General features: G+C 29.2%; 17 protein-coding genes. 5 read left to right on the plus strand and 12 right to left on the minus strand.

Features of this window, described 5'->3' with window-relative positions; all coding sequences use genetic code 11:
• Positions 1-50: 50 nt before the first annotated feature.
• The 6 genes from CLHOM_RS15670 to CLHOM_RS15695 all read right to left on the minus strand — a co-directional run bounded on the left by CLHOM_RS15670 (position 51) and on the right by CLHOM_RS15695 (position 8,128).
• Complete coding sequence (locus tag CLHOM_RS15670) at positions 51-1,157, minus strand: alpha/beta fold hydrolase (protein ID WP_052222625.1); 1,107 nt, start codon at positions 1,155-1,157, stop codon at positions 51-53.
• Between the two features lie 521 nt (positions 1,158-1,678).
• A complete protein-coding gene (locus CLHOM_RS15675) occupies positions 1,679-1,900 on the minus strand; it encodes a Zn-ribbon domain-containing OB-fold protein (RefSeq protein ID WP_052222626.1) in 222 nt (73 codons plus the stop codon).
• A 16-nt stretch (positions 1,901-1,916) separates the two neighbouring features.
• On the minus strand, positions 1,917-3,086 hold the full coding sequence (locus tag CLHOM_RS15680; protein WP_052222627.1) for a thiolase domain-containing protein: 1,170 nt from the start codon (positions 3,084-3,086) through the stop codon (positions 1,917-1,919).
• A 586-nt stretch (positions 3,087-3,672) separates the two neighbouring features.
• Positions 3,673-4,413, minus strand: coding sequence for a 3-oxoacyl-ACP reductase FabG (fabG, locus tag CLHOM_RS15685; RefSeq protein ID WP_052222628.1), 741 nt, complete (start codon positions 4,411-4,413; stop codon positions 3,673-3,675).
• Positions 4,414-5,168: 755 nt separating this feature from the next.
• Positions 5,169-5,894, minus strand: coding sequence for a pseudouridine synthase (locus tag CLHOM_RS15690; RefSeq protein WP_052222629.1), 726 nt, complete (start codon positions 5,892-5,894; stop codon positions 5,169-5,171).
• A 155-nt stretch (positions 5,895-6,049) separates the two neighbouring features.
• Positions 6,050-8,128: a triple tyrosine motif-containing protein gene (locus tag CLHOM_RS15695; RefSeq protein ID WP_052222630.1), complete on the minus strand. Its 2,079-nt coding sequence runs from the start codon at positions 8,126-8,128 to the stop codon at positions 6,050-6,052.
• Positions 8,129-8,306: 178 nt separating this feature from the next.
• Between CLHOM_RS15695 and pulA the strand changes: the two genes are divergently transcribed.
• On the plus strand, positions 8,307-10,454 hold the full coding sequence (gene pulA / locus CLHOM_RS15700) for a type I pullulanase (RefSeq protein ID WP_052222631.1): 2,148 nt from the start codon (positions 8,307-8,309) through the stop codon (positions 10,452-10,454).
• Positions 10,455-10,544: 90 nt separating this feature from the next.
• Here the strand turns inward: pulA and CLHOM_RS15705 are convergent, their stop codons facing one another.
• Positions 10,545-10,994 carry a YaiI/YqxD family protein gene (locus CLHOM_RS15705; RefSeq protein ID WP_052222632.1) on the minus strand — a complete coding sequence of 150 codons (450 nt, stop codon included), beginning with the start codon at positions 10,992-10,994 and terminating at the stop codon, positions 10,545-10,547.
• Positions 10,995-11,169: 175 nt separating this feature from the next.
• On the opposite strand from CLHOM_RS15705, the gene CLHOM_RS15710 reads away from it, so the two are divergent.
• Entirely contained in the window at positions 11,170-13,512 is a 2,343-nt protein-coding gene (locus CLHOM_RS15710; RefSeq protein ID WP_052222633.1) for a YcdB/YcdC domain-containing protein, read from the plus strand.
• Between the two features lie 40 nt (positions 13,513-13,552).
• On the opposite strand, the gene CLHOM_RS15715 is transcribed toward CLHOM_RS15710, so the two are convergent.
• The 4 genes from CLHOM_RS15715 to CLHOM_RS15730 all read right to left on the minus strand — a co-directional run bounded on the left by CLHOM_RS15715 (position 13,553) and on the right by CLHOM_RS15730 (position 17,861).
• On the minus strand, positions 13,553-14,905 hold the full coding sequence (locus CLHOM_RS15715; protein WP_052222634.1) for a glucose-6-phosphate isomerase: 1,353 nt from the start codon (positions 14,903-14,905) through the stop codon (positions 13,553-13,555).
• A gap of 95 nt (positions 14,906-15,000) precedes the next feature.
• Entirely contained in the window at positions 15,001-15,843 is an 843-nt protein-coding gene (locus CLHOM_RS15720) for a metallophosphoesterase (RefSeq protein ID WP_052222635.1), read from the minus strand.
• A gap of 146 nt (positions 15,844-15,989) precedes the next feature.
• On the minus strand, positions 15,990-17,003 hold the full coding sequence (gene gap, locus CLHOM_RS15725; RefSeq protein ID WP_052222636.1) for a type I glyceraldehyde-3-phosphate dehydrogenase: 1,014 nt from the start codon (positions 17,001-17,003) through the stop codon (positions 15,990-15,992).
• Between the two features lie 300 nt (positions 17,004-17,303).
• Positions 17,304-17,861, minus strand: coding sequence for an alpha/beta fold hydrolase (locus CLHOM_RS15730; protein ID WP_052222637.1), 558 nt, complete (start codon positions 17,859-17,861; stop codon positions 17,304-17,306).
• A 195-nt stretch (positions 17,862-18,056) separates the two neighbouring features.
• On the opposite strand from CLHOM_RS15730, the gene CLHOM_RS15735 reads away from it, so the two are divergent.
• From CLHOM_RS15735 to CLHOM_RS15745, 3 genes are all read left to right on the plus strand, one after another.
• The gene (locus tag CLHOM_RS15735; protein ID WP_052222638.1) at positions 18,057-18,941 is read left to right on the plus strand and encodes a polysaccharide deacetylase family protein; all 885 of its coding nucleotides are present in this window, start codon (positions 18,057-18,059) and stop codon (positions 18,939-18,941) included.
• Positions 18,942-18,952: 11 nt separating this feature from the next.
• Entirely contained in the window at positions 18,953-19,642 is a 690-nt protein-coding gene (locus CLHOM_RS18750) for a tetratricopeptide repeat protein (protein ID WP_052222639.1), read from the plus strand.
• Between the two features lie 79 nt (positions 19,643-19,721).
• The gene (locus tag CLHOM_RS15745; protein WP_052222640.1) at positions 19,722-20,084 is read left to right on the plus strand and encodes a YmaF family protein; all 363 of its coding nucleotides are present in this window, start codon (positions 19,722-19,724) and stop codon (positions 20,082-20,084) included.
• A 154-nt stretch (positions 20,085-20,238) separates the two neighbouring features.
• Here the strand turns inward: CLHOM_RS15745 and CLHOM_RS15750 are convergent, their stop codons facing one another.
• Positions 20,239-20,742 carry a hypothetical protein gene (locus tag CLHOM_RS15750; RefSeq protein WP_052222641.1) on the minus strand — a complete coding sequence of 168 codons (504 nt, stop codon included), beginning with the start codon at positions 20,740-20,742 and terminating at the stop codon, positions 20,239-20,241.
• Positions 20,743-20,863: the final 121 nt, after the last annotated feature.

Below are 20,863 nucleotides of genomic sequence, written 5' to 3' on the forward strand. Positions count from 1 at the left end.
GACACTCTATTTATAGAATTGCAAAAAAATATTTGTTATACTAATTAAAATTAATTTATTTCTTTTATAAATTCTCTAATTTCTTTATCTAAAGCTGTAACTTCTCTAAGACATCCCAAGTGACCCCAATTAGATTTAATAACTCTTGCCCTTGCGCTATTAGGCTTTTTAGAGTTCAATATATCAGCAACTTCAAAAGCATATTCAGGAGGGAATTCACTATCAGTATTTATATTCATAAGTAATACCGGACACTTAATTCTTTTTACACCCTCCTCATAGCTATTATCATCTCTCCCAAGGTCATAAGTATTTATAGCATCAATTACTCTTATATAACAATTAAGATCTCTACCATATATTTGAGCATCTATATTTCCAGTTACATAGTTTTTACAGTTAGCATTTCTTAAGCTTTGAGAGTCTTTCCCTTCAGGTACTGTGTCCCAACATATTTCTTTTATTCCATGATGGCTAGTATAATATATCTTTGAAATCTGATGGATAATTCTTAATGCCCATTTAGGTTTGCCTATTTCATACCATCCTCCATTAAATTCTGGATCTGACTTTGCAGTTTCGGTAATAAAATTATGCATAGCCATTCCACCCGGTGTCATTCTTCCTGCGGTTGCAACTGCAACTACTGAGTCTACAAAATCTGGATATAAAGCTGCCATCTGCAAGCTTTGAAGTGAGCCCATAGACGGACCTGCCATCATAAACAATTTTTCTATTCCCATATCATCTAAAAAAGATTTAAAAACCTTTACCATATCTATAAGAGTTATCTCAGGAAAATCTGGCCCATAATTTTTATTAGTATGTGGATTTAAGGTAAGAGGACTAGTTGTTCCTCCCTCAATGCCAAGGCAAGCACAAGCCGACCCTAAGGAACTAGCAGAAATTATCCTATATTTATTAGTATCTATTGCTTTCCCCTCTCCTATAAGTCCATCCCACCATCCTTGTAAAAGCTCTTCTTCTGAATACTTCCCTGCAGCATGCTGATCCGATAACCCTCCATGTGCAATAAATATAACAGGTCCATCATCTCTTCCGTACTCCTCATAAGATACAATAAGTTCCTTTAGGACATATCCTCTCTCTGTAATAAAAGGCTTTGAAAGTTTCTTAAACTTTTTTTCAACTATCATATCTATACCTCCATAATTAAATAAAATGCTTTAGACTTACCATAAGTTTTATTGATTTATATCTGCAATTTTTATACCAAAGAGTTTTTTATTGTTTAATATCCATTACAATTCCTTTTTCATATTTTAACATGGGTGACAAACTTCATAGTTACACATGCCGTATAATAGCTAACTACTATAATTTGATACAACTATACCTTTTTAAGTGTATAAGAGGCTTTAGAAAGAAAAATATGCTTCAAATAGATGTTATTGAAGACATTAGAGATGAAATATTTACTATAGAAAATGGTTGGCATAACCCAGAATTAAAACTGGAGAAACTAAATATAAGTCTAAAATTATAATAAGGGTGCATTTCTAATTGATTTAGCACCCTTATATTATAAAAAATATATTGGAGGAGAGTTATAATTTATCTTTACTTGAAAAATAAATGTTCTAATACTATTTTAGTAGATTTGCAAACAAATCTGACTTTTCCCTTATTTATTAATTCCTTTTAAAAATATAATATACTAAATAAATTTATATAATTTTGAACCATTTTCATCAATTCTAGAAAATTCAACTTCCATTCCTATTTTTACTTCTTTTCCTTCTTCATAATTATCTATACGAGTAAAAATTTTATTTTCCCCCTGTTTAACTACTGCAACCATGTATGGTACCTTATCTTGAAATTCCTCAGAAGCAACATTGATAATAGTATATGTAAATATTTCACCTTTCTTATTCATATCTTATACCCCCCTTTTATAGACCCTTAAAGATATTAATAACACATGTACCAGCGCTTCCACCTAAATTATGTGTAAGTCCAATATCAGTATTTTTAAGTTGTCTTTCACCAGCTTCGCCACGCATTTGCGTAACCACTTCATATATCATACTTAATCCTGTAGCACCAATTGGATGACCCTTAGCTTTTAATCCTCCGCTTACATTTATAGGTAATTTCCCATCTCGTGCTATTAAGCCTTCAAGTACTGCATTTCCACCTTTCCCTTTTTCAAAAAAACCTAAATCTTCTACGTTTAAGATTTGAGTAATTGTAAAACAATCATGTACTTCAGCAAAATTAACATCTGTCGGCTTTATATTAGCCATTTTATATGCTTCTTCAGCAGCTTTTACTGTTGCTCCTAAAGTTGTAATGCTTTTCTTTCCACTTAATGATATAACATCTCCTGCATGCCCACTACCAATTACCTCAATAATTCTTTTTTTAGTTTTTAAAATTTGTTTTGCAACATCTGTTGCAGCTATAACGATAAAAACAGCTCCATCACTAACTAATGAACAATCAAATACTGTTAGTGGATCAGCAACTGGAAATCCTGATTTAACCATATCCACTGTAATTTTTTTTTTCATTTGTGCATCTGGATTTAAATAAGCATTATCATGATTTTGAACAGCACACATTGCCATAGCTTCTCTAACATTTCCATATTCATAAAAATACCTTTGAGCCATCATAGCAAATAGGGATGGAAAAGTTGCTCCTACTTTAACTTCATTTTCATAATCAGCAGCACTAGCAAGTCCTGTAGTTATGATTGGAGTTGTTTGATGAGTCATCTTTTCAGCTCCACCTACAAGAACTACATCATAAATCCCTGCTGCTACTGCCATCCAAGCAGTCCTAAATGCTAATGTTCCTGAAGCACAAGCTCCTTCTGTCCTTAATGTCGGTATATTACCTAATCCTAATGCTTCTGAAGCCAATGGTCCAATATGACTTTGGGTAGACCAATATGACCCATTAAAATTAGACATATATAAAGCTTCGATGGTATTTTTATCAATTCCACAATCTTCTATAGCTTTATTTCCAGCCTCAACTACTAAATCCTTTAATGAATAACTATCTAATTTTCCAAATTTAGTTTCTCCAATACCTATTACTGAAACACTTCTCATTTATATGCTCCTTTCAAAATTATAATGTTTTACTTCCTTCGTTATGCTATTATTGCAATCATCATGCCATAAGTGAATTTAATTTCCATAAATAATATATTTTTTATTAATAACTTAATAGAAAAATCCCTATTTGTTTAGGATTTCCCTTGTATTTTAGATAAAAAAAATTATTATTTCTTTTTATTTAATACATATCTCATTTTTAAAGCACATAAATTATTACCTATTTTCTTAATAATGGTTGATTGTTTTTCTATTTAATGTAGATTTTTTTATACAAGTGATTATAATTCATTAAAAAAGTATTGATAATTCACATGTTATTATACTTGTCTATTTTTTTATACATGTTTACTATATTAGAAATTACTAATTTATTAAACTTTTACTTCTAGTGGCATAATTGTAGCTTCTTACATAACTACTATATCTTTGTTTTTATTTGTACATGTTGTCTTTTATAGTACAAATTAAAAACTGTTGATAAACTTCAATTATCAACAGCCTTTAATTTGGGTTTGTAAGAAGTATATAATATTTTAAAATAAACTAAAATACTTACTAAGTAATAAAAATATGAAACTTATATAACAACTCCTCCACTTACTTCAATAACTGCACCATTTATATAACTTGCCTCATCAGATGCTAGAAAGGCATACACATTAGCAAGTTCTTCTGGTTTTCCAAGTCTCTTAAGTGGAACCTTATCTTCCATTGCCTTAATAACCTTTTCTGGCATTGGATCTAAAATTGATGTAGCTACAAATCCTGGACAAACAACATTGGATCTTATTCCACTTCTACCCAACTCTTTTGCCCAAGTTTTAGTCATACCTATAACTCCAAACTTTGTAGCAGCATAATTAGTTTGTCCGAAATTACCATAAATCCCCACTATTGACGACGCATTCAATATTACACCTGACTTTTGTTCTTTCATTTTATCAACTACTGCTTTTGCACAGTTATATGTTCCATAAAGGTTTACTTTAATAACTCTATCAAACTGTTCGTTAGTCATTTTAGTAAGCTGTGCATCAGATATTATTCCCGCATTATTTACAAGAGTATCTATTTTTCCATATGTCTTTATAACTTTATTAACCATCTCTTCAACGCTTTCAATGTTAGTTATATCAACTATAAATCCCAGTGCTTCACCACCATTAGCTATTATTTTTTCAACAGTTTCATTTATTGCAGCTTCATCTATATCTACAACTACAACCTTTGAACCCTCTTTTGCAAACTTAAAAGAGGTTGCTTGACCTATCCCTTTAGCACCTCCAGTTATTATTGATACCTTATCTTTTAATCTCATAATAAAAACCTCCTAAACTTGTAATTAAACTTCTTGTTTTTATTAATAGCAATATTTTCGCCAATTTTATATTTAAAAATAAAATATTTATGTTTTACCGAAAAAAATCTCTCCACATTCTGCATTTTAAGAATTCATATTATAATGTTAATAAATATTTAGTTTAAGAATTCTTTTATATAGAGTTAATTCTTAATATGGCAATATATATTTGTCTATTATTATCTACATATTTTTTACTTAACATCTTATAGGTTATTATTATTGAAGCTTTTTTAGTATTTACTCATTTTTAGACATGTATATATTCGTAGACAATGTAATTTATACACTGATTTACTTGAATAGCATCATCCTAAGGAACCTATACCTAGGATAAATTCATTATGGTACAATTTAGAAAATAACTTTTCTAATTTTCGAAATTTTAAATACGTAAAATCTTTTCTAAAAATTTTAGAATTAATTCCTGCATTAAGTACAAGAATTATAGAAATAAGTTACATTTTTTATAAAATAAAAAAACACTATCTCCGGTGATAGTGTTTTAGTATTATATAGGGTAAGACTCGTCCTGGGGCGGGACTATCTTAATAAAAAGGGGGCTATTCATTCTTTTTATTTTCCCTTACACAAGCTATTATATATAAAAATTTTATAAAATGCAAGTGAGTTTGCAAAATTAATTGTAAATAAACTGTTTCATTAACCTATATCCTTCATAATTTGCTAATACTCAAAAAAACATACCTAAGTTATTGTATTTTATGTCCTTTTAAAGCTGCTAATTCATTTTCCGTTAATTCTCTATATGTGCCTTCTTCTAATGTCTCATCTAACACTAGACTACCCATTCTTATTCTCTTTAAATATATTACATTTTTATCGAGTGCTTCAAACATTCTTTTTACTTGATGAAATTTTCCTTCTTGAATAGTAACATAAACCTCAGAACCATTTTCATTGGATGATATAATTTCTAACTTAGCAGGAAGACATTTGTAGTCATCATCTAGGATTATTCCCTTTTGAAATGCTTCTATATCCTTCTCATCTACTTGGTTATCTATTTCTGCATAATATAACTTATCCACATGCCATTTTGGCGAAGTAAGCCTATGATTTAACTCTCCATCATTTGTAATTAGCAATAATCCTTCTGTATCCTTATCTAATCTTCCTACTGGAAATGGACTAAAAGCAGCATGTTCAAGATCTAGTAAATCTATAACAGTTTCATCGTAATTATCAAAGGTAGCTGAAACTACCCCTTGAGGTTTATTCATCATTAAATATATAAATTCTCTATAATTTATTACTTCACCAGATACCTTAACTATTGTTTTATAAGGATCTATCTTTAAACTATTATCTTTCACAATTTGTCCGTCTACTTCTACTTCGCCATTTTTCATCATGGCTTTAATTTCTTTTCTTGTTCCATATCCTAAATTTGACAAGATTTTATCCAATCTTTCCATAGTTTCACTCCTCGTATGATTACTCTACTTTACTTGACTATTCTATCAGTATTATATCCTAAAATAAAGAATTTTGCGAAGTAAAATAAGTAACCAGTAACCAATTTCTAGCAGGCAAGCTAATTTGCTAGTAATCGATTACTGGTTTAAAAGTTCTAAAAACTTAATATTTTCATTTCTTCTTCTGTAATATTTAAATTCAACAGTATGTCTTTATTAAGTAAAAATTTATCTGAAACTTTTATTTCAATCATGCAATAATCTTCATAGGATTTTTTCTTATAGCCACTTTTTGCTAATACTAATATCTTATACTTGCCCTTAATGAAAGGAATGAAAGTATAAAAATCCTTTTTGCTGTAGCTTTGAACTAAAATCCATTCACTCTTTTCCATAAGATAAAATTCATATACTACATCCTTACCACCACTACATTGAGCAGTTACATTTATAGGCTCATTACAATAAAAATTTACTTTATCACATCTAAGTAAAGTGTTCATAATTGGCGGTGCATCCTTTACCATAAGATTTACTTCTTTAAGAGCATCGAATTCCTTATTACTTTTTTCATTTTTACAATATACCTTTATACTGTACTTACCACTGCACTTAGGAGTAACAATATATCTTTTACTTCCAACATACTCTGTCTCTTCCACCTTATGTCCATTGATACTTAAAACATATTTAAGAAGAGTATTTTTAGTATCTCTCATAATAACATCTACAACCATCTGATCTCCTACTAGATAATATTCACGTGGCTCGGTTAGTAAATAATCTATACTTGCTGGTATATAGTCATAAACATTAATAGATACAATATAATGTGCATCAAAGTTCTTTTCAGAATATTTATCTTTTACTCTTACTTCTATTTGAAATCTTCCAGCTTCATTTGGTGTAAAAGAAAAATCGACTTTTTCCTGATAACTTTCTTTACAATAATCTTCTCCATCTTTACTGACAATAAAGCTGTATAATAGCTTTATTCCCCCTTCAGCTATTGTCTTAATTAATAATTCTTCTCCAGTTAATACTGCTTCAGTTTTATTTAATATTACTTCATTAATTTTAATTGGTTCTCTTAGAATATCATCAATTGTAAAGTCTAGCGTTTTACAAGCTTCATATTTCTCTTTTGAGGATATATCTTTCACCCACAGAGTAATCTTATAATCTCCTGATTCCTTTGCTTCCCATTGAAAAAAGCTATTTCTTATATATCCTGAATCCTCATTTTTATTACCCTCTATTATGTATCTATACCTTAAATCTCTTCCTCCCTTAGCTATAGCTTTTAAAGTAATATTTTGTGCAATTACTTGAGGTGAAGCTAAATCACTAGTAAAGCTTTCTATTCTTATAGGTTCATATGGAATAACAGTATAGTGTAAAATAGCTCTGTCATCGTATTCTTTATCAGAGTACATATCCTTTGCAAGACATAGCAATCGATATTTTCCACTTGAAGATTCATTATAGCTTAAAAGCTTTTTAGTAGAATAATCCTGTAAGCATTTAGTTTGTCCATCATTATTAATTCTTATAAACTTATATAGAGTAGTTCTACTATCGTCACATTTAGCTTCTACTGAAAAAACCAATTCTTCATTTATTATTATTGGCGAAGTTAGACACTTGAAATTTATTATTTCTACCTTTTCAATCTCTTCTACATTAAAATATACCTTTATAGCATCTTCAAAGGATTTATCAGAATCTAAAAATTTGCATTGAACTAATAATTCTCCTTTACCAGAAGTGCTGCCTGTCCAAGTAAAAGAATTGCTTGTACTATAGTCCTTAGCTAATACCCAGTTTTCCTTTTCCTTTAAGAAATATCTATACATAAAGCCTTCATTTTCATTTGCTACTGTAGCAGTTATTTTTTCTCCTACTTTTATATTATCTTTATCTAAATATACATTTTTTATTAATTTTTCATTTAACTCGCCTATAGAAAAGTGTTTTCTTGAAACATAATCAAAAGCTTTTGTGCTGTCTTCCTTCTTAGCTTGTACCATTAATATATAATTTCCGCACTTTTCAGGCTTCCATTGAATACTTTTTTCTTCTCCAAAATCCTTTAAGGTTTCCCAAGAACCATCCATTCCAACTATAAATTTATATAAAAGTTTTTCACTTGGCTCATTTAGTATAAAAACTTTTACTCCTGAATCTTTATCTTGGGGAGATTCTATATTACACCCAATAATAATTTCATTCATTCCCCTTCATCTCCTAGCCATTTTATTTCTTTAATGTATATTTTATCACAATTCCATATTTTGTAAAAGATATATTAATTTATTGTTTCTCGGCAAAATACTTCATTATGTTTCACTGTATTAAAAAAAACATATAATATAATATAGCCTTATTATAGCTTTACTTAGGAGGATAAATATGAGTATAATACACAGCTTTGCAATAGGTTTTAAAAAAATTTTAATTGTGCTTCCTTATATTAGCTCCCTAAAAATTAATAGTTTGTTTGTAGTAAATGGTAATAAAACATTAAATATTGACAGTTCAAAAATCACTAGTAAAGATGGTTTATTAATATTTCTAAAAGAAGAAATAACTATTAAGGAATATTGTGTGGTATATATAAATAACTTAAAAACTAGATTAAGTTATAATTATCTATTTAATAGTTCTGAATTTAACAATAAGTATTACTATAATGGAGAACTTGGATTAACATATAGTAATAATTCCTTTTGCTTTAAAGTTTGGTCTCCTGCTGCTTCTAAAATTTTTTTACTTCTATATAAAAATGGAGATATAAATTATTACGAAAAACCTGCAGAAGTAGAAATGCTAGAAAAAACTAATGGAGTTTGGAGTGTGACTATAAATAAAAACCTGATTAATTATTTTTATACCTATAAGGTAGAAGTGTATAACTCTTCAAATGAAGCAGTTGACCCTTATGCTAAAGCGGTAGGAGTAAATGGTAACAGGGCCGCCATAATAGATATGGACTCTACTAACCCCTTATTTTGGCATAATGATACAAATCCAAAACTAGAGTATTATACAGATGCTATAATTTATGAAGTAAGTATTAGAGATATATCAATACATTCTGATAGTAATATTAAGAATAAAGGTACCTATTTAGGCCTTACGGAAGATAATACTTATTCAAGCTTAAAAGTATCTACTGGTTTTAATCATATAAAGGAATTAGGCATAACCCATGTACAGTTGATGCCTTTCTTTGATTTTAGTTCTAATAGTATAGATGAAAAGAATCCTATAAAATATAATTGGGGATATGACCCTGAAAACTTAAATGCCCCTGAAGGAAGCTATTCCTTGAATCCTTATGACCCTATGGAAAGAATTATTGAAGTAAAAAAGATGATTCAGCATTTTCACAATAACAATATTTCCGTTAATATGGATGTAGTTTATAATCATATGTTCCACAAAGATAATAACAATTTCGAAAAAATATTTCCTGGTTATTATTTTAGGCTCAATAGAGACGGAAGCTTTTCAAACGGTACTGGATGTACTAATGATACAGCTTCTGAACGAGTGATGATGAGAAAATTTATTGTTGATTCAGTTTTATATTGGGCAAAAGAATACCATATTGATGGTTTTAGATTTGATCTAATGGGAATTCATGATATCAAGACCATGAGATCTATTCAAGATAAATTAAAAACCATAGGCAGAAACATAATGCTCTATGGAGAGGGCTGGAACTTAGACACTCCTCTTTTAAAACCTTTGAAGGCAATTCAAGAAAATGCACATAAGCTTCCTAATATAGGTTTTTTTAATGATTTTACAAGGGATTCAATTAAGGGAAGCATATTTTCTCTTATGGATAAAGGCTTTGTAAGTGGAAAGAAAAACTTAGAGGATACTATAAAATATTGTCTTACAGCTTGTTCAATTTCTTATAATAGCTTTAAAAAAATTTACTCTTCACCAGAGCAATCTATAAACTATGTTTGCTGTCACGATAATCATACTCTATGGGATAAACTATCTTTAAGTAATAAAGTAGACAGCATTGAAGATAAAAAAAGTATGCTCAAGCTTGCTAATGCAATTATATTGACAAGTCAAGGAGTCCCATTTCTTCATTCTGGAACTGAATTTTGCAGAACAAAATCTGGCATTGAAAATAGTTATTCTTCACCTGATTATATTAATTGGATAGATTATAATAGAAAATTTCAGTTTTTAGATGTATTTTCTTATATTAAGGGACTAATCGATATTAGGAGAAATCATCCTTCCTTTAGAATAAATAATACTAAGGACATTATGGAAAACCTAGAATTTATTGAAGCTTCACCTGAAAACTGCGCTGCCTTTATTTTAAAGAACAATTCAAGTAAAGACTCTTGGAACAAAATTCTTGTAATCTATAATGCTAATAAAATTCAAGTAACTTTAAAGATTCCATATGGTAAATGGCACATAGTAGCAAATAAATTTTCAGCTGGATTAATTCCTTTAAGTACTTTGATTTCAGATAGAATAACTGTGGATGGTATTTCACTCACAATGCTATATTTAGACTAAAAAACCCCTAATTTTATTATGTTTTACAGAACTATAATAAAATTAGGGGTTTTAATAATAATCAAATAACAACATTAGCATTAGTTCTTCTTAATTATCTTCATTTGATCTTTTCTCAATAAGCTTCAAAATATTTCTATATAATCTTTTATCATCCTCTTCTGTTCTCTTTTTAGGATTACTGGTTTTCTTTCCTACTCTTCTTGCCTTAGCTGAAAGATGTCTTTCAAATAATAATCTATCAATATTCTCATTATCATAAATATATCCTTTTGGACTAATAGCATAGCATTTTTTACCTAAGACCATAGCTGCCACTCCATAATCCTGAGTTACTATAATATCTCCCTGCTTACTCTCATTAGCAATTTTCATGTCTACACTTTGAAAACCTTTATCAACAATTCTAACTTCGCTATAGTCACTAATTATATTATGGTTTATATCCGTAAACATAATAACACTTATTGCATTATCCTTAGCAGCCTTTTCAATAATTTCTCTTCCCGGACAAGCATCTGCATCTACTATTATTTTCAATTAAATTTCCTCCTGATTTATAAATTACTATTACAAATAAATAATACTATACAAAATCATAAATGTAAAAATTAGAAAAATTTATAGAACTACATAACTTATAAACTTTTTTATCGTATATATTATTGAAAACAGTTTAAGATTTAATTTTTTAATAAATAATGGAGGTCATGGTATGAATAAGAAAAAAATACTTTCCTTATTGCTAACGTGTTTATTAGTAACCTATCCAACACTTACAGCTGTTGCTTTAGATAAAACTACCACTTATAATACTGCTTCAAGTTTAAATTCTAATAAAATAATTGCCCTTAGTGAAAGTAAGGTTAAGCTAACCAAAGAAAATGCAGTTGATCAAAGTAAAGCATTACTTGAAAATTACTTTGGTATTTTGGTTAACGATAAAGACTTTAAATGTACTACTACATTAGATTCATTATATTACAGTGAATCTTCTAGCGATAGAAGGGTTTGGAATATAAGCTGGTTTTACAGAGCGTACCAAAAAGAAATTAACATTAGTGTTTCCTTAGATGCTAATGATGGCAAATTAATATATATGAATAAAAGTGAATATGGTACTAATACCAGTTCCTCAATACCTACCCTCTCCTCAGAAGAAGCAAAAAAAATAGCTGAGGAAACAATTAAAAAGATTAACCCTAAAGAATATGCAAATTCAAAATTAAGTGAAGATAGATGGTTTTTAAACAGGGGCAACTCTTCTAACTATAATTTTAGTTATGTCAGAGTTATAAATGGAGCTAATTACGAAAATAATAATATATATGTTAATGTAGATGGAACAACTGGTAAAGTAACTGCTTATAATTGTAATTGGGATTATAGTCTATCAATTCCGGAAAAGGAAAAATACATTGAGCTTAAAGATGCACAAGCTATATTCAAAAATGACATGGATATGGTCTTAAAATATAAACTTTTTGCTAATAAATATGAATATCAAAATACTGAGAATAAGAAAAATGTAAAGCTTGTTTATGAACCAAAGCTAACAAGTGGAACAGTTATAGATGCTGTTAACGGTAAATTTGTGACCTATGATTATACTAAAACTACAGAAACAGCTTCTTTAAACGAAAAGGAAACTGCAGCTTTCTATGAAAAGTACAAAAGTCTTCAAAATTCTGCAGCACCTTTAAGTGAATCAGAAGCTTTAGCTTCTATAAAAAATATTGTAAATTCAATTTATGGATCTGGATATTCTATAAATAATCTTAGATATTCTGAAGATACTAAAAAGATTTGGACAGCTTATTTCTCTAAGAAGATTGATGATAAAATAACTCAAGATGGTTCAATATCAATTAACGCCTTAAATGGACAAATAATATATATTAATAATTACTCACCATATGACTATAATGAGAAATTTACTCCTAAATTTACTTGGAAGGAAGGCTACACTAAAGCCATTGATGCTCTTGGTAACTACTTTAAAGATAAAATAAAAGACATAAATTTAACCTTAATAAATGAGCAAATACAGTATGCTAAATATCAACAAGAACCAGAAAGATTTTATAGATATACATTTTCTAGAAAAGTAACTAATATACCTTTTGAAGATAACAATATTTATATTGAGATTAACGCTAAAACTGGTGAAATATCAAGTATGCACTGCTTATGGGATGAAAATATTACCTTCCAAAACCCTGAAACAAATATTGGAGTAGAAAAATCTAAAGATTCCTACTCTTCGAAGTATATTCCTACATTAAATTATACTTTAAAGAATACCACTGCTACTTCAAATTCTCCTGCTAAAGCTGAGTTAGATTTAGTTTATGTTTTACCTTACATCAGCGTTTATGTTGACGCCTTTGATGGAAAGATTTTAAATGCTTACGATGGAGAAGAAATAAAATTTGATATAGCAGACTTTTTAAACGAAATAAAAAATAGCAAATATGAAAAAGAAATTAAGATATTAGCATACAAAGGTCTAATTGATACAAATAATTTTAAACTAAATGCTGAGGTAAAGAACATTAATTTAATAAAAACCCTTGTAGATGCATTAGGTTATACTCCTTATATAGTATCTGAAAAAAATTCTTTAGATAGTGCTGCTTCTTCAACGGATGCTGGTGCTGGTAGTCTAAACACTACTCCATTATCAGATGAAGACTATATAAAGATGGCAAAATACTATGGTATAGTAGTAGATGATATTGAAAACTTTAATGGCGATACACAAGTTTCAAAAGAAGATATGTGTAAAGCACTTATTAGATTCCTTCAATATGATAACATTGCTCAAGCTTCAGATATATTTACATTAAACTTTAAGGATTCTAAAGATGTTTCTAAGGATAATTTAGGATATGTTGCTCTTGCAAAAGGTTTAAACTTAGTAACTTTAGATGCAGATAATTATTTAAAACCTAAAAAAATAATTACAAATGAGGATTTAGCATTAGGAATATTTAAAGCTCTACAACTAAAACAAATAAATAATAATCGCTATCCTTTCCCAATTTATAAGAACTAAATAGATAAAGAGCTATGCATTTGATGCGTAGCTCTTTACTTTAATCTTGTTTAAGCTTTAATTCTATTTTCGACTTTAGCATTTCATAGCCAGGTTTCCCTAGCAGTGCAAACATATTATTTTTGTAAGCTTCTACTCCAGGTTGATTAAATGGATTAACTCCAAGAATATATCCACTCATGGCGCAGGCTTTTTCAAAAAAATAAACTAAATATCCAAAACAATATGGAGAAATTTCTGGTATATCTATAATTATATTAGGGACTCCACCATCCTTATGAGCAATAACAGTTCCCATAAATGCTTTTTCGTTAATATAATTTATATCCTTACCTGCAAGAAAATTTAGTCCGTCTAAGTTGTCTTTACATTCTCCAATAATAATTGATTTTTTATGTTTTTCAATATTTAAGTGAGTTTCTATTAAGTTACGCATACCTTCCTGAATATATTGACCCATGGAATGCAGTTCTGTTGAAAAATCAGCTGTAGCAGGGAATATACCTTTATTGTCTTTTCCTTCGCTCTCGCCAAATAGCTGTTTCCACCACTCACCCATAAAGTGAAGTGAAGGTTCAAAATTAGCTAGTATTTCAATTGTCTTTCCCTTAATATATAAAATATTTCTTGCAACCGCATATCTATAAGCAGCATTCTTCTTAAGATTGGATTCACTATATTCTTCTCTAGCATCAGCAGCTCCCTTTAATATTTCATCCACATCTATTCCTGCTGCCGCTATAGGAAGCAACCCTACAGCAGTAAGAACTGAGTATCTTCCTCCTATATTATCAGGTATTATAAAAGTTTCATATCCCTCTACCTCTGATAAAGTTCTCAAGGCACCTTTTTCTTTGTCAGTTGTTACAAATATCCTTTCTTTGGCCCCTAAAACCCCATATTTTTTTTCTAATAATTTTTTCAAGAGTCTAAAGGCTATAGCTGGCTCTGTAGTAGTTCCTGACTTTGATATAACGTTTACTGAAAAATCAGTCCCTTCAAGTAGCTCCATTAAATCTGCTAGATATGTAGAACTTATATTATTCCCAGCATAAAGTATCTTAACACTATTTTTGTCTTTATTTAAAATAAAATTATTAAAAGTGCCCGTTAGCATTTCTATAGCTGCTCTAGCTCCTAGATATGAACCACCAATGCCTATTACCACAAGAACCTGTGAGGTTTCTTGTATCTTTTTTGAGCAGATTTTTATTCTCTTAAGTTCTTCTCTATCATAATTTATAGGTAAATCAACCCAACCTAAAAATTCATTCTTCGAAGCTTTTTTATTATGTAATAATTTATGTTTTTCCTCCACCATAGATTGAAATTCATCAATTTCCTGGCAAGTCACATGAGGTTTTGCCTTTGATATATCTACCCCTATAGACATTTACTCGCCTCCAGTAAATTAAACTTTATTTAACATATTCACATTACTTATTTAATATTCCCATTATTATATTGTTAATATACTTTTTTTCAAAATTAATTAGTTTTATTTAGAGTAGTTAAAATTATTTCTGGTCTATTAAATACTCTTACAGGGGCTTTACTGTTCCCAAGACCTCTACTTACAATCATAACCGTACTCTCTTTTATATATTTCCCTGAAGTATACTTTGGAAAAAACCCTTGCTGTGGTGCGATTAAACCTCCTATAAAAGGTATTCTTACTTGCCCACCATGGGCATGCCCTGAAAATACTAAATCAAATTTATTTTTCGCATACACTGAAAGCTTTTCAGGTCTATGCGATAATAGTATTCTGTAGTTATCCTTAAATTCCTCTTTATATGTTAAGTTTATTTCACTTTGAATTTTTTCATTTTCATTTTTATTTCCTTTTACTGCATTGGGATCATCAATACCAGAAATTAAAATTTGTTCCTTGTTCTTAGTTATTCTTACACTTTCATTTCTCAGAACTATAGCTCCTGCTTTTTCTAGACGTAATTGTAAGTTCTTTAGTTTACCAGAGCCTATCTCATGATTTCCTGGTACATAATAAACAGGAGCTATCTTACTTAATCTTTCTATTAAAAGTATACTGGGTTCTTCATTATATCTTCTAATGTCTACAATATCTCCTGTAAATACTATTATATCTGGTTTTAGTTTCTGAATTTTATCAACTAACTGTTTTTGATTTTTACCAAAGGTCTTATTATGCAAATCTGATAAATGGACAATTTTGTATCCATTAAAACTAGCAGGTATTCTATTTGACATCACCTCTAGTTTATTTATTTCAAGAAAATTATTTTCAACATATATAAACATAAATATAGCAATTATTATAGTTACTAATAAAATAAATTTATTTTTCATTTTACTCCCTTTATAAGTCACTTCTATAAAAAGTGACCCTGTATAATTTTTCCTATTAATTATATCATATACTTATTAATAATACCAAAAATAAAAACTCATGTGAACCACATGAGCTTTTATTTATATATTACTTTTATATTAAATTATTTCATTTTATCTGCTACAAAATTTACTATGTCAACAACTCTTACTGAATATCCCCATTCATTATCGTACCAAGCTATGATTTTTGCCATGTTTCCATCTATGACCATTGTAGAAAGGGCATCTATTATTGAAGATCTGTCATCTCCTTTATAATCTACAGATACAAGGGGTTCCTCTGAATATCCAAGAATTCCAGCAAGCTTGCCTTCTGATGCTTCCTTTAATGCTTGATTAATTTCTTCTACAGTAACATTTCTGCTTAACTCACAAACTAAATCAGTTACAGATACTGTAGGTGTTGGAACTCTTAAAGCAAATCCGTTAAGCTTGCCCTCTAATTGCGGAAGAACCTTTGCAACAGCCTTAGCAGCTCCTGTTGTAGTAGGAATTATTGATTCTGCAGCTGCTCTTGCACGTCTTAAATCCTTATGAGTTTTATCTAATATATTTTGATCATTTGTATATGAATGAATAGTAGTTATAAGTCCTTTTACTATTCCAAACTTCTCATCTATTACTTTAGCTACTGGTGCAAGACAATTAGTTGTACAAGAAGCATTAGAAATAATATTATGATTTATTGGATCATATGTTTCTTCATTAACTCCTATAACTATTGTTGCATCTTCACCTTTAGCTGGAGCTGTAAGTATAACCTTTTTTGCTCCTGCTTCTATATGTTGCATTAGTTTTTCTCTGTCTTTGAACTTACCTGTTGATTCAACAACAATATCTACTCCAAGTTCCTTCCAAGGCAAGTTCTTAGGTTCACCTTCTCTAATTATTTTTATTTCTTTTCCATTTACTATTAAAGTATTTTTTTTAACTTCTACTGTTCCATTAAATTTTCCAAAACAAGAATCATATTTAAATAAATGTGCTAGTGTTTCATCTTCAGCTCTAGCATTAATTGCTACAATCTCAATATCCTTACTTAATCTTTCTTGCGCAATTCTAAGAAATGTCCTACCTATTCTTCCAAATCCGTTAACTGCAACTTTAATAGCCATTAAAAAATCCCCCTCTATTAACATTTATATAGACTTATTGGTATATATTTTGATAGCTGGTACATTATTGTCCCGTTCCATAACTCCATATTAGTTATACCAATATTATATGATTTTGTCAATAGGATATATTATATCCTTTTTTATTTTATATAATATATCACTTATATCTTATATAGTATATGATTGGATTTCTTAAAATGTTGTCGATTTCATTAAATTTTTTTAAGACTTTTCAATTACCAATATTTTCAATAAACTCTTCTACTGCATTACAAAATTTAACAGGATTTTCAACTACTAATATATGTGAGCAGTCTTCAAAATATACTTTAGCTGCTCCTCAGTTAAATCCTGTGACACTATTTTATAAAAATCATCCATAAAATTCATCCAATGATTACACATTCCTGTTAAATACTCTAAATTATCTTCGTGAGTAAAGCTTCCATTATTTAATCCTAGGTTCCAGGAATCATCGTTAATCAGCTTTGGAGTCATATCTATTATTCCTATTCCCTTAAGTCTTTCGCACCCATATATTTCTACATATTTGAATAATACTTGTGCTCCCATGGACCAGCCTATAAGTATTATATTATTCAAGCCTATTTTACATATTAAATCTTCTAGATCCATGGCAAAGCTTTCCATAGTAAGACCATGTTTAGTCACCTCAGATAATCCGTGACCTCTTAAATCATAGGTAATAACTCTATAATTTTTGCTTAAATATTTTTTAGTTACTGCAAAACTATTTCTATTAGCTGCCCACCCATGTATTAATAATATAGTCTGTCCATTTCCTTCATCCTCGTAATATATTTTTGTATTGTCTCTAGTTAATATATACGGCATTCAAAATCCCCCATTCAAATTATTAAATCCACTGCAGATTATTATATCATTTACTGCCGAATTGTGTTTATTTGATTTTAAGCTTTTTTTATGACATTGCATTTAGATATTATTATTTGTATACTTTATTACATAAACAATTTAAGGACAAGCATTTATAATGCTTATTTATATGTCCAATGGAGGTTATTTTACATGAAAAAAATATTGATTTTACTTATTATTGTTTCCTTGTCATTATTTTCAGTTGGATGCAAAAATACTACAGCTTCAGTTAATACAAACTCAAAAGTGGCAGCTTCTAGTGAAAATAAGTCTAATAATAACTCTACTAATAAAGTTTCTTCTAATTCAAATACACCTAATAATATTAAAACACAAACAAAGCAAGAGGATTTAAAATATAACAACGAAGGAATACCGGTATTAATGTACCACTCAGTTAAATATGAGAAAGATAATCCTGTAAGGATTCCTGTAGAAAAATTTAAAGAACAGATGAAATATTTAAAAGACAATGGATATAGCACTCTATCATTGGATGAGCTTTACGACTTCTTAGAGAATAATAAGCCAATTCCAAAAAAGTCAGTTGTACTTACCTTTGATGATGGATATAAGGATAATTATGAAAATGCTTATCCAATTCTAAAAGAATATGGCTTTAAGGCTACAATATTTATGATAACTAGTTGTATAGGCACAGGAGAATATTTAACTTTAAATCAATTAAAAGAGCTTCAGCAAAATGGCATTGACATTGAAAGCCATACAGTAAATCATGAAAAATTAAATACCCTTTCTTATGAAAAGAAGCTAGAGACTCTTAAGACATCAAAAGAAACTCTAGAAAAACTATTAAATAAGGAAGTAAAATATATTGCTTACCCTTATGGAAACTATGATGACAGTGTTGTTAGAGCAGCAAAGGCTTCAGGATATAAATTAGCTGTAACTACTAAAGGCACCTGGTCAGATAAAGCAGATGGAATTTTAACCTTAGATAGAGTTCACATTAGCGGTTTTTCTGATTTAGACAACTTTAAACTTAGAATAAGCACTCCTGATTATAACAAATAAGGAGGTATAAGATGAAAATACTATCTAAAAATATCAAAATAGCCATTTTGTTAATAGTATTTGTGTTAGCAGCTACATCTTGTAATAACTCTCCTAAAGACACAACTGTAAAGGAATCTACTGAAAAATCTGTTACAGCAAATGAAGATGAGTCATCAAAATCCACTGAGAGTTCTTCTGAAAAAAAGGAAGCTACAACTGATGATAAATTAAAGGCTTCTATAGAAGCTGATTATAATAAAGCTCTTGGAATGTTTTTTAATGGTGATTATCAAAATGCAATCGAAATAGCTGATGAAATAATAAAGAAAGATGTAACCTTCTATAAAGCTTACAATATAAAAGGAATAGCTTTATGTTTTTCACATAACTTTGATGAGGGAATGAAAAATATTGACAAGTGCCTAAGTATTAATCCAAGCTTCGGTTATGGAAGGTTTAATAAGGCATTAGCTTATGAATTATATGGTCACTATGAGGAATCTTTAGAATGGTATGATAAAGCTCTTGAAGTGGAAAATTATGTATGGAGCTATTATGGTAAGGCCAGCATTTATGGAAGACGTGGTGATGTAGAAAATACAGTAAAATATTTAAAAATAGCCGTTGAAATGGATAGCAACGTTAAGAATGAAGCTAGAAATGAAAAGGACTTTGATAAGGTTAGAAATAGCAATGAATTTAAAAAGTTAGTGAATTAGTCTTTTGTAACCTTTATAGTAAATCTACATATTATACAGTAGGACAAGCATTAGCTTGTCAATTTTAAGGAGGTTTACTATGCAGGAAACACAATCAAATTTGCAAAATGATTTAGAAGCTGATTTTCAAAATGGTCAAACTCATGTACACGAATATTTAGGTAGCACAAAGATAGCAGAAGAAAATGAAGATCCTCACAACCATCGTTTTGCTGGAGTTACTAGTGAAGCTATACCTCGTGGGAATAGCCACGTTCACCGACTTTTGGGAAACACAGATTTCTACGAAGACCATCTCCATGAACTTGGCGCTACAACTGGAATTGCTATCCCTGTAGGCAATGGAAGACATGTGCACTTTGCTTATGGAACAACAACTATAGATGAGGGACATGTTCACCAATTTAGATTTGCAACTTTAATCGAAGATCCTATTAGTTAATATATTAGACCGTCGGTTTCGGCGGTCTTTAAAATTAAAATTTGCACTTAATAATCCTTAAACAAATTAATTAATTTATTTACTTTTTATCATTTAATATATCTTTTAAGTATTTACTTATCTAAATCTTCATTTCATAATGACTTCAACGTTATTATTTATACTGAAGAGATTTAATTAATTCAATAAAATCTTGCAGATTTTTATCAAATGCTATAAGAAGCTCTTTTTCTTTTCCTTGGAGTACAATCACTTTATTAAAATTCTCTATAGCTTGTTGATATTTTTCTTCATTTACATTAATACTTGCTTCTTTTCTTAGTCTTTTAATACTTCTTTGAACATTTGCAATCTGTTCTAAATTTTTTAGCATAACTTCTTGTTTACTTTCTATTTGTGAAAGTTTTTCTTCACTAGGAGGTAATTCTCTATCAAATAGCATCATTATAACCTTACCTAGCTCTTCAGTTCTATCATCGATTTTTAATTCCAGCTTTTTATTTTCAGCCGCATTCTTTTTTATAATTTGTCTCTTTTCTTTAATTTGATTTTTGTATTGTATTTTCTGTTCCTTTGTAAGCTCTTGAGCATTTACAAGACTTGTTGGCAATAGCGTAAAGAAGAACATTATTGTTAGTATTGATATAAATTTTTTCATTATTATCACCTCCACTTTAGCTTTCCACCTAGAAAGCTTTCTATGTCCTATAAATGCTAGGAATATAGGTAATTTTTTCATTTATTTATAACTTTTTAATATAAAAAATAGTAGTGTATAA

Origin of the sequence: Clostridium homopropionicum DSM 5847 (assembly GCF_001263795.1) — a bacterium.
Lineage (GTDB): Bacteria > Bacillota > Clostridia > Clostridiales > Clostridiaceae > Clostridium_H > Clostridium_H homopropionicum.

Excerpts from the sequence above, each read along its gene's own strand:
- CLHOM_RS15670 (WP_052222625.1), bottom strand. The coding sequence starts at position 1,157 with ATGATAGTTGAAAAAAAGTTTAAGAAACTTTCAAAGCCTTTTATTACA.
- CLHOM_RS15675 (WP_052222626.1), bottom strand. The coding sequence starts at position 1,900 with ATGAATAAGAAAGGTGAAATATTTACATATACTATTATCAATGTTGCT.
- CLHOM_RS15680 (WP_052222627.1), bottom strand. The coding sequence starts at position 3,086 with ATGAGAAGTGTTTCAGTAATAGGTATTGGAGAAACTAAATTTGGAAAA.
- fabG (WP_052222628.1), bottom strand. The coding sequence starts at position 4,413 with ATGAGATTAAAAGATAAGGTATCAATAATAACTGGAGGTGCTAAAGGG.
- CLHOM_RS15690 (WP_052222629.1), bottom strand. The coding sequence starts at position 5,894 with ATGGAAAGATTGGATAAAATCTTGTCAAATTTAGGATATGGAACAAGA.
- CLHOM_RS15695 (WP_052222630.1), bottom strand. The coding sequence starts at position 8,128 with ATGAATGAAATTATTATTGGGTGTAATATAGAATCTCCCCAAGATAAA.
- pulA (WP_052222631.1), top strand. The coding sequence starts at position 8,307 with ATGAGTATAATACACAGCTTTGCAATAGGTTTTAAAAAAATTTTAATT.
- CLHOM_RS15710 (WP_052222633.1), top strand. The coding sequence starts at position 11,170 with ATGAATAAGAAAAAAATACTTTCCTTATTGCTAACGTGTTTATTAGTA.
- CLHOM_RS15715 (WP_052222634.1), bottom strand. The coding sequence starts at position 14,905 with ATGTCTATAGGGGTAGATATATCAAAGGCAAAACCTCATGTGACTTGC.
- CLHOM_RS15720 (WP_052222635.1), bottom strand. The coding sequence starts at position 15,843 with ATGAAAAATAAATTTATTTTATTAGTAACTATAATAATTGCTATATTT.
- gap (WP_052222636.1), bottom strand. The coding sequence starts at position 17,003 with ATGGCTATTAAAGTTGCAGTTAACGGATTTGGAAGAATAGGTAGGACA.
- CLHOM_RS15730 (WP_052222637.1), bottom strand. The coding sequence starts at position 17,861 with ATGCCGTATATATTAACTAGAGACAATACAAAAATATATTACGAGGAT.
- CLHOM_RS15735 (WP_052222638.1), top strand. The coding sequence starts at position 18,057 with ATGAAAAAAATATTGATTTTACTTATTATTGTTTCCTTGTCATTATTT.
- CLHOM_RS18750 (WP_052222639.1), top strand. The coding sequence starts at position 18,953 with ATGAAAATACTATCTAAAAATATCAAAATAGCCATTTTGTTAATAGTA.
- CLHOM_RS15745 (WP_052222640.1), top strand. The coding sequence starts at position 19,722 with ATGCAGGAAACACAATCAAATTTGCAAAATGATTTAGAAGCTGATTTT.
- CLHOM_RS15750 (WP_052222641.1), bottom strand. The coding sequence starts at position 20,742 with ATGAAAAAATTTATATCAATACTAACAATAATGTTCTTCTTTACGCTA.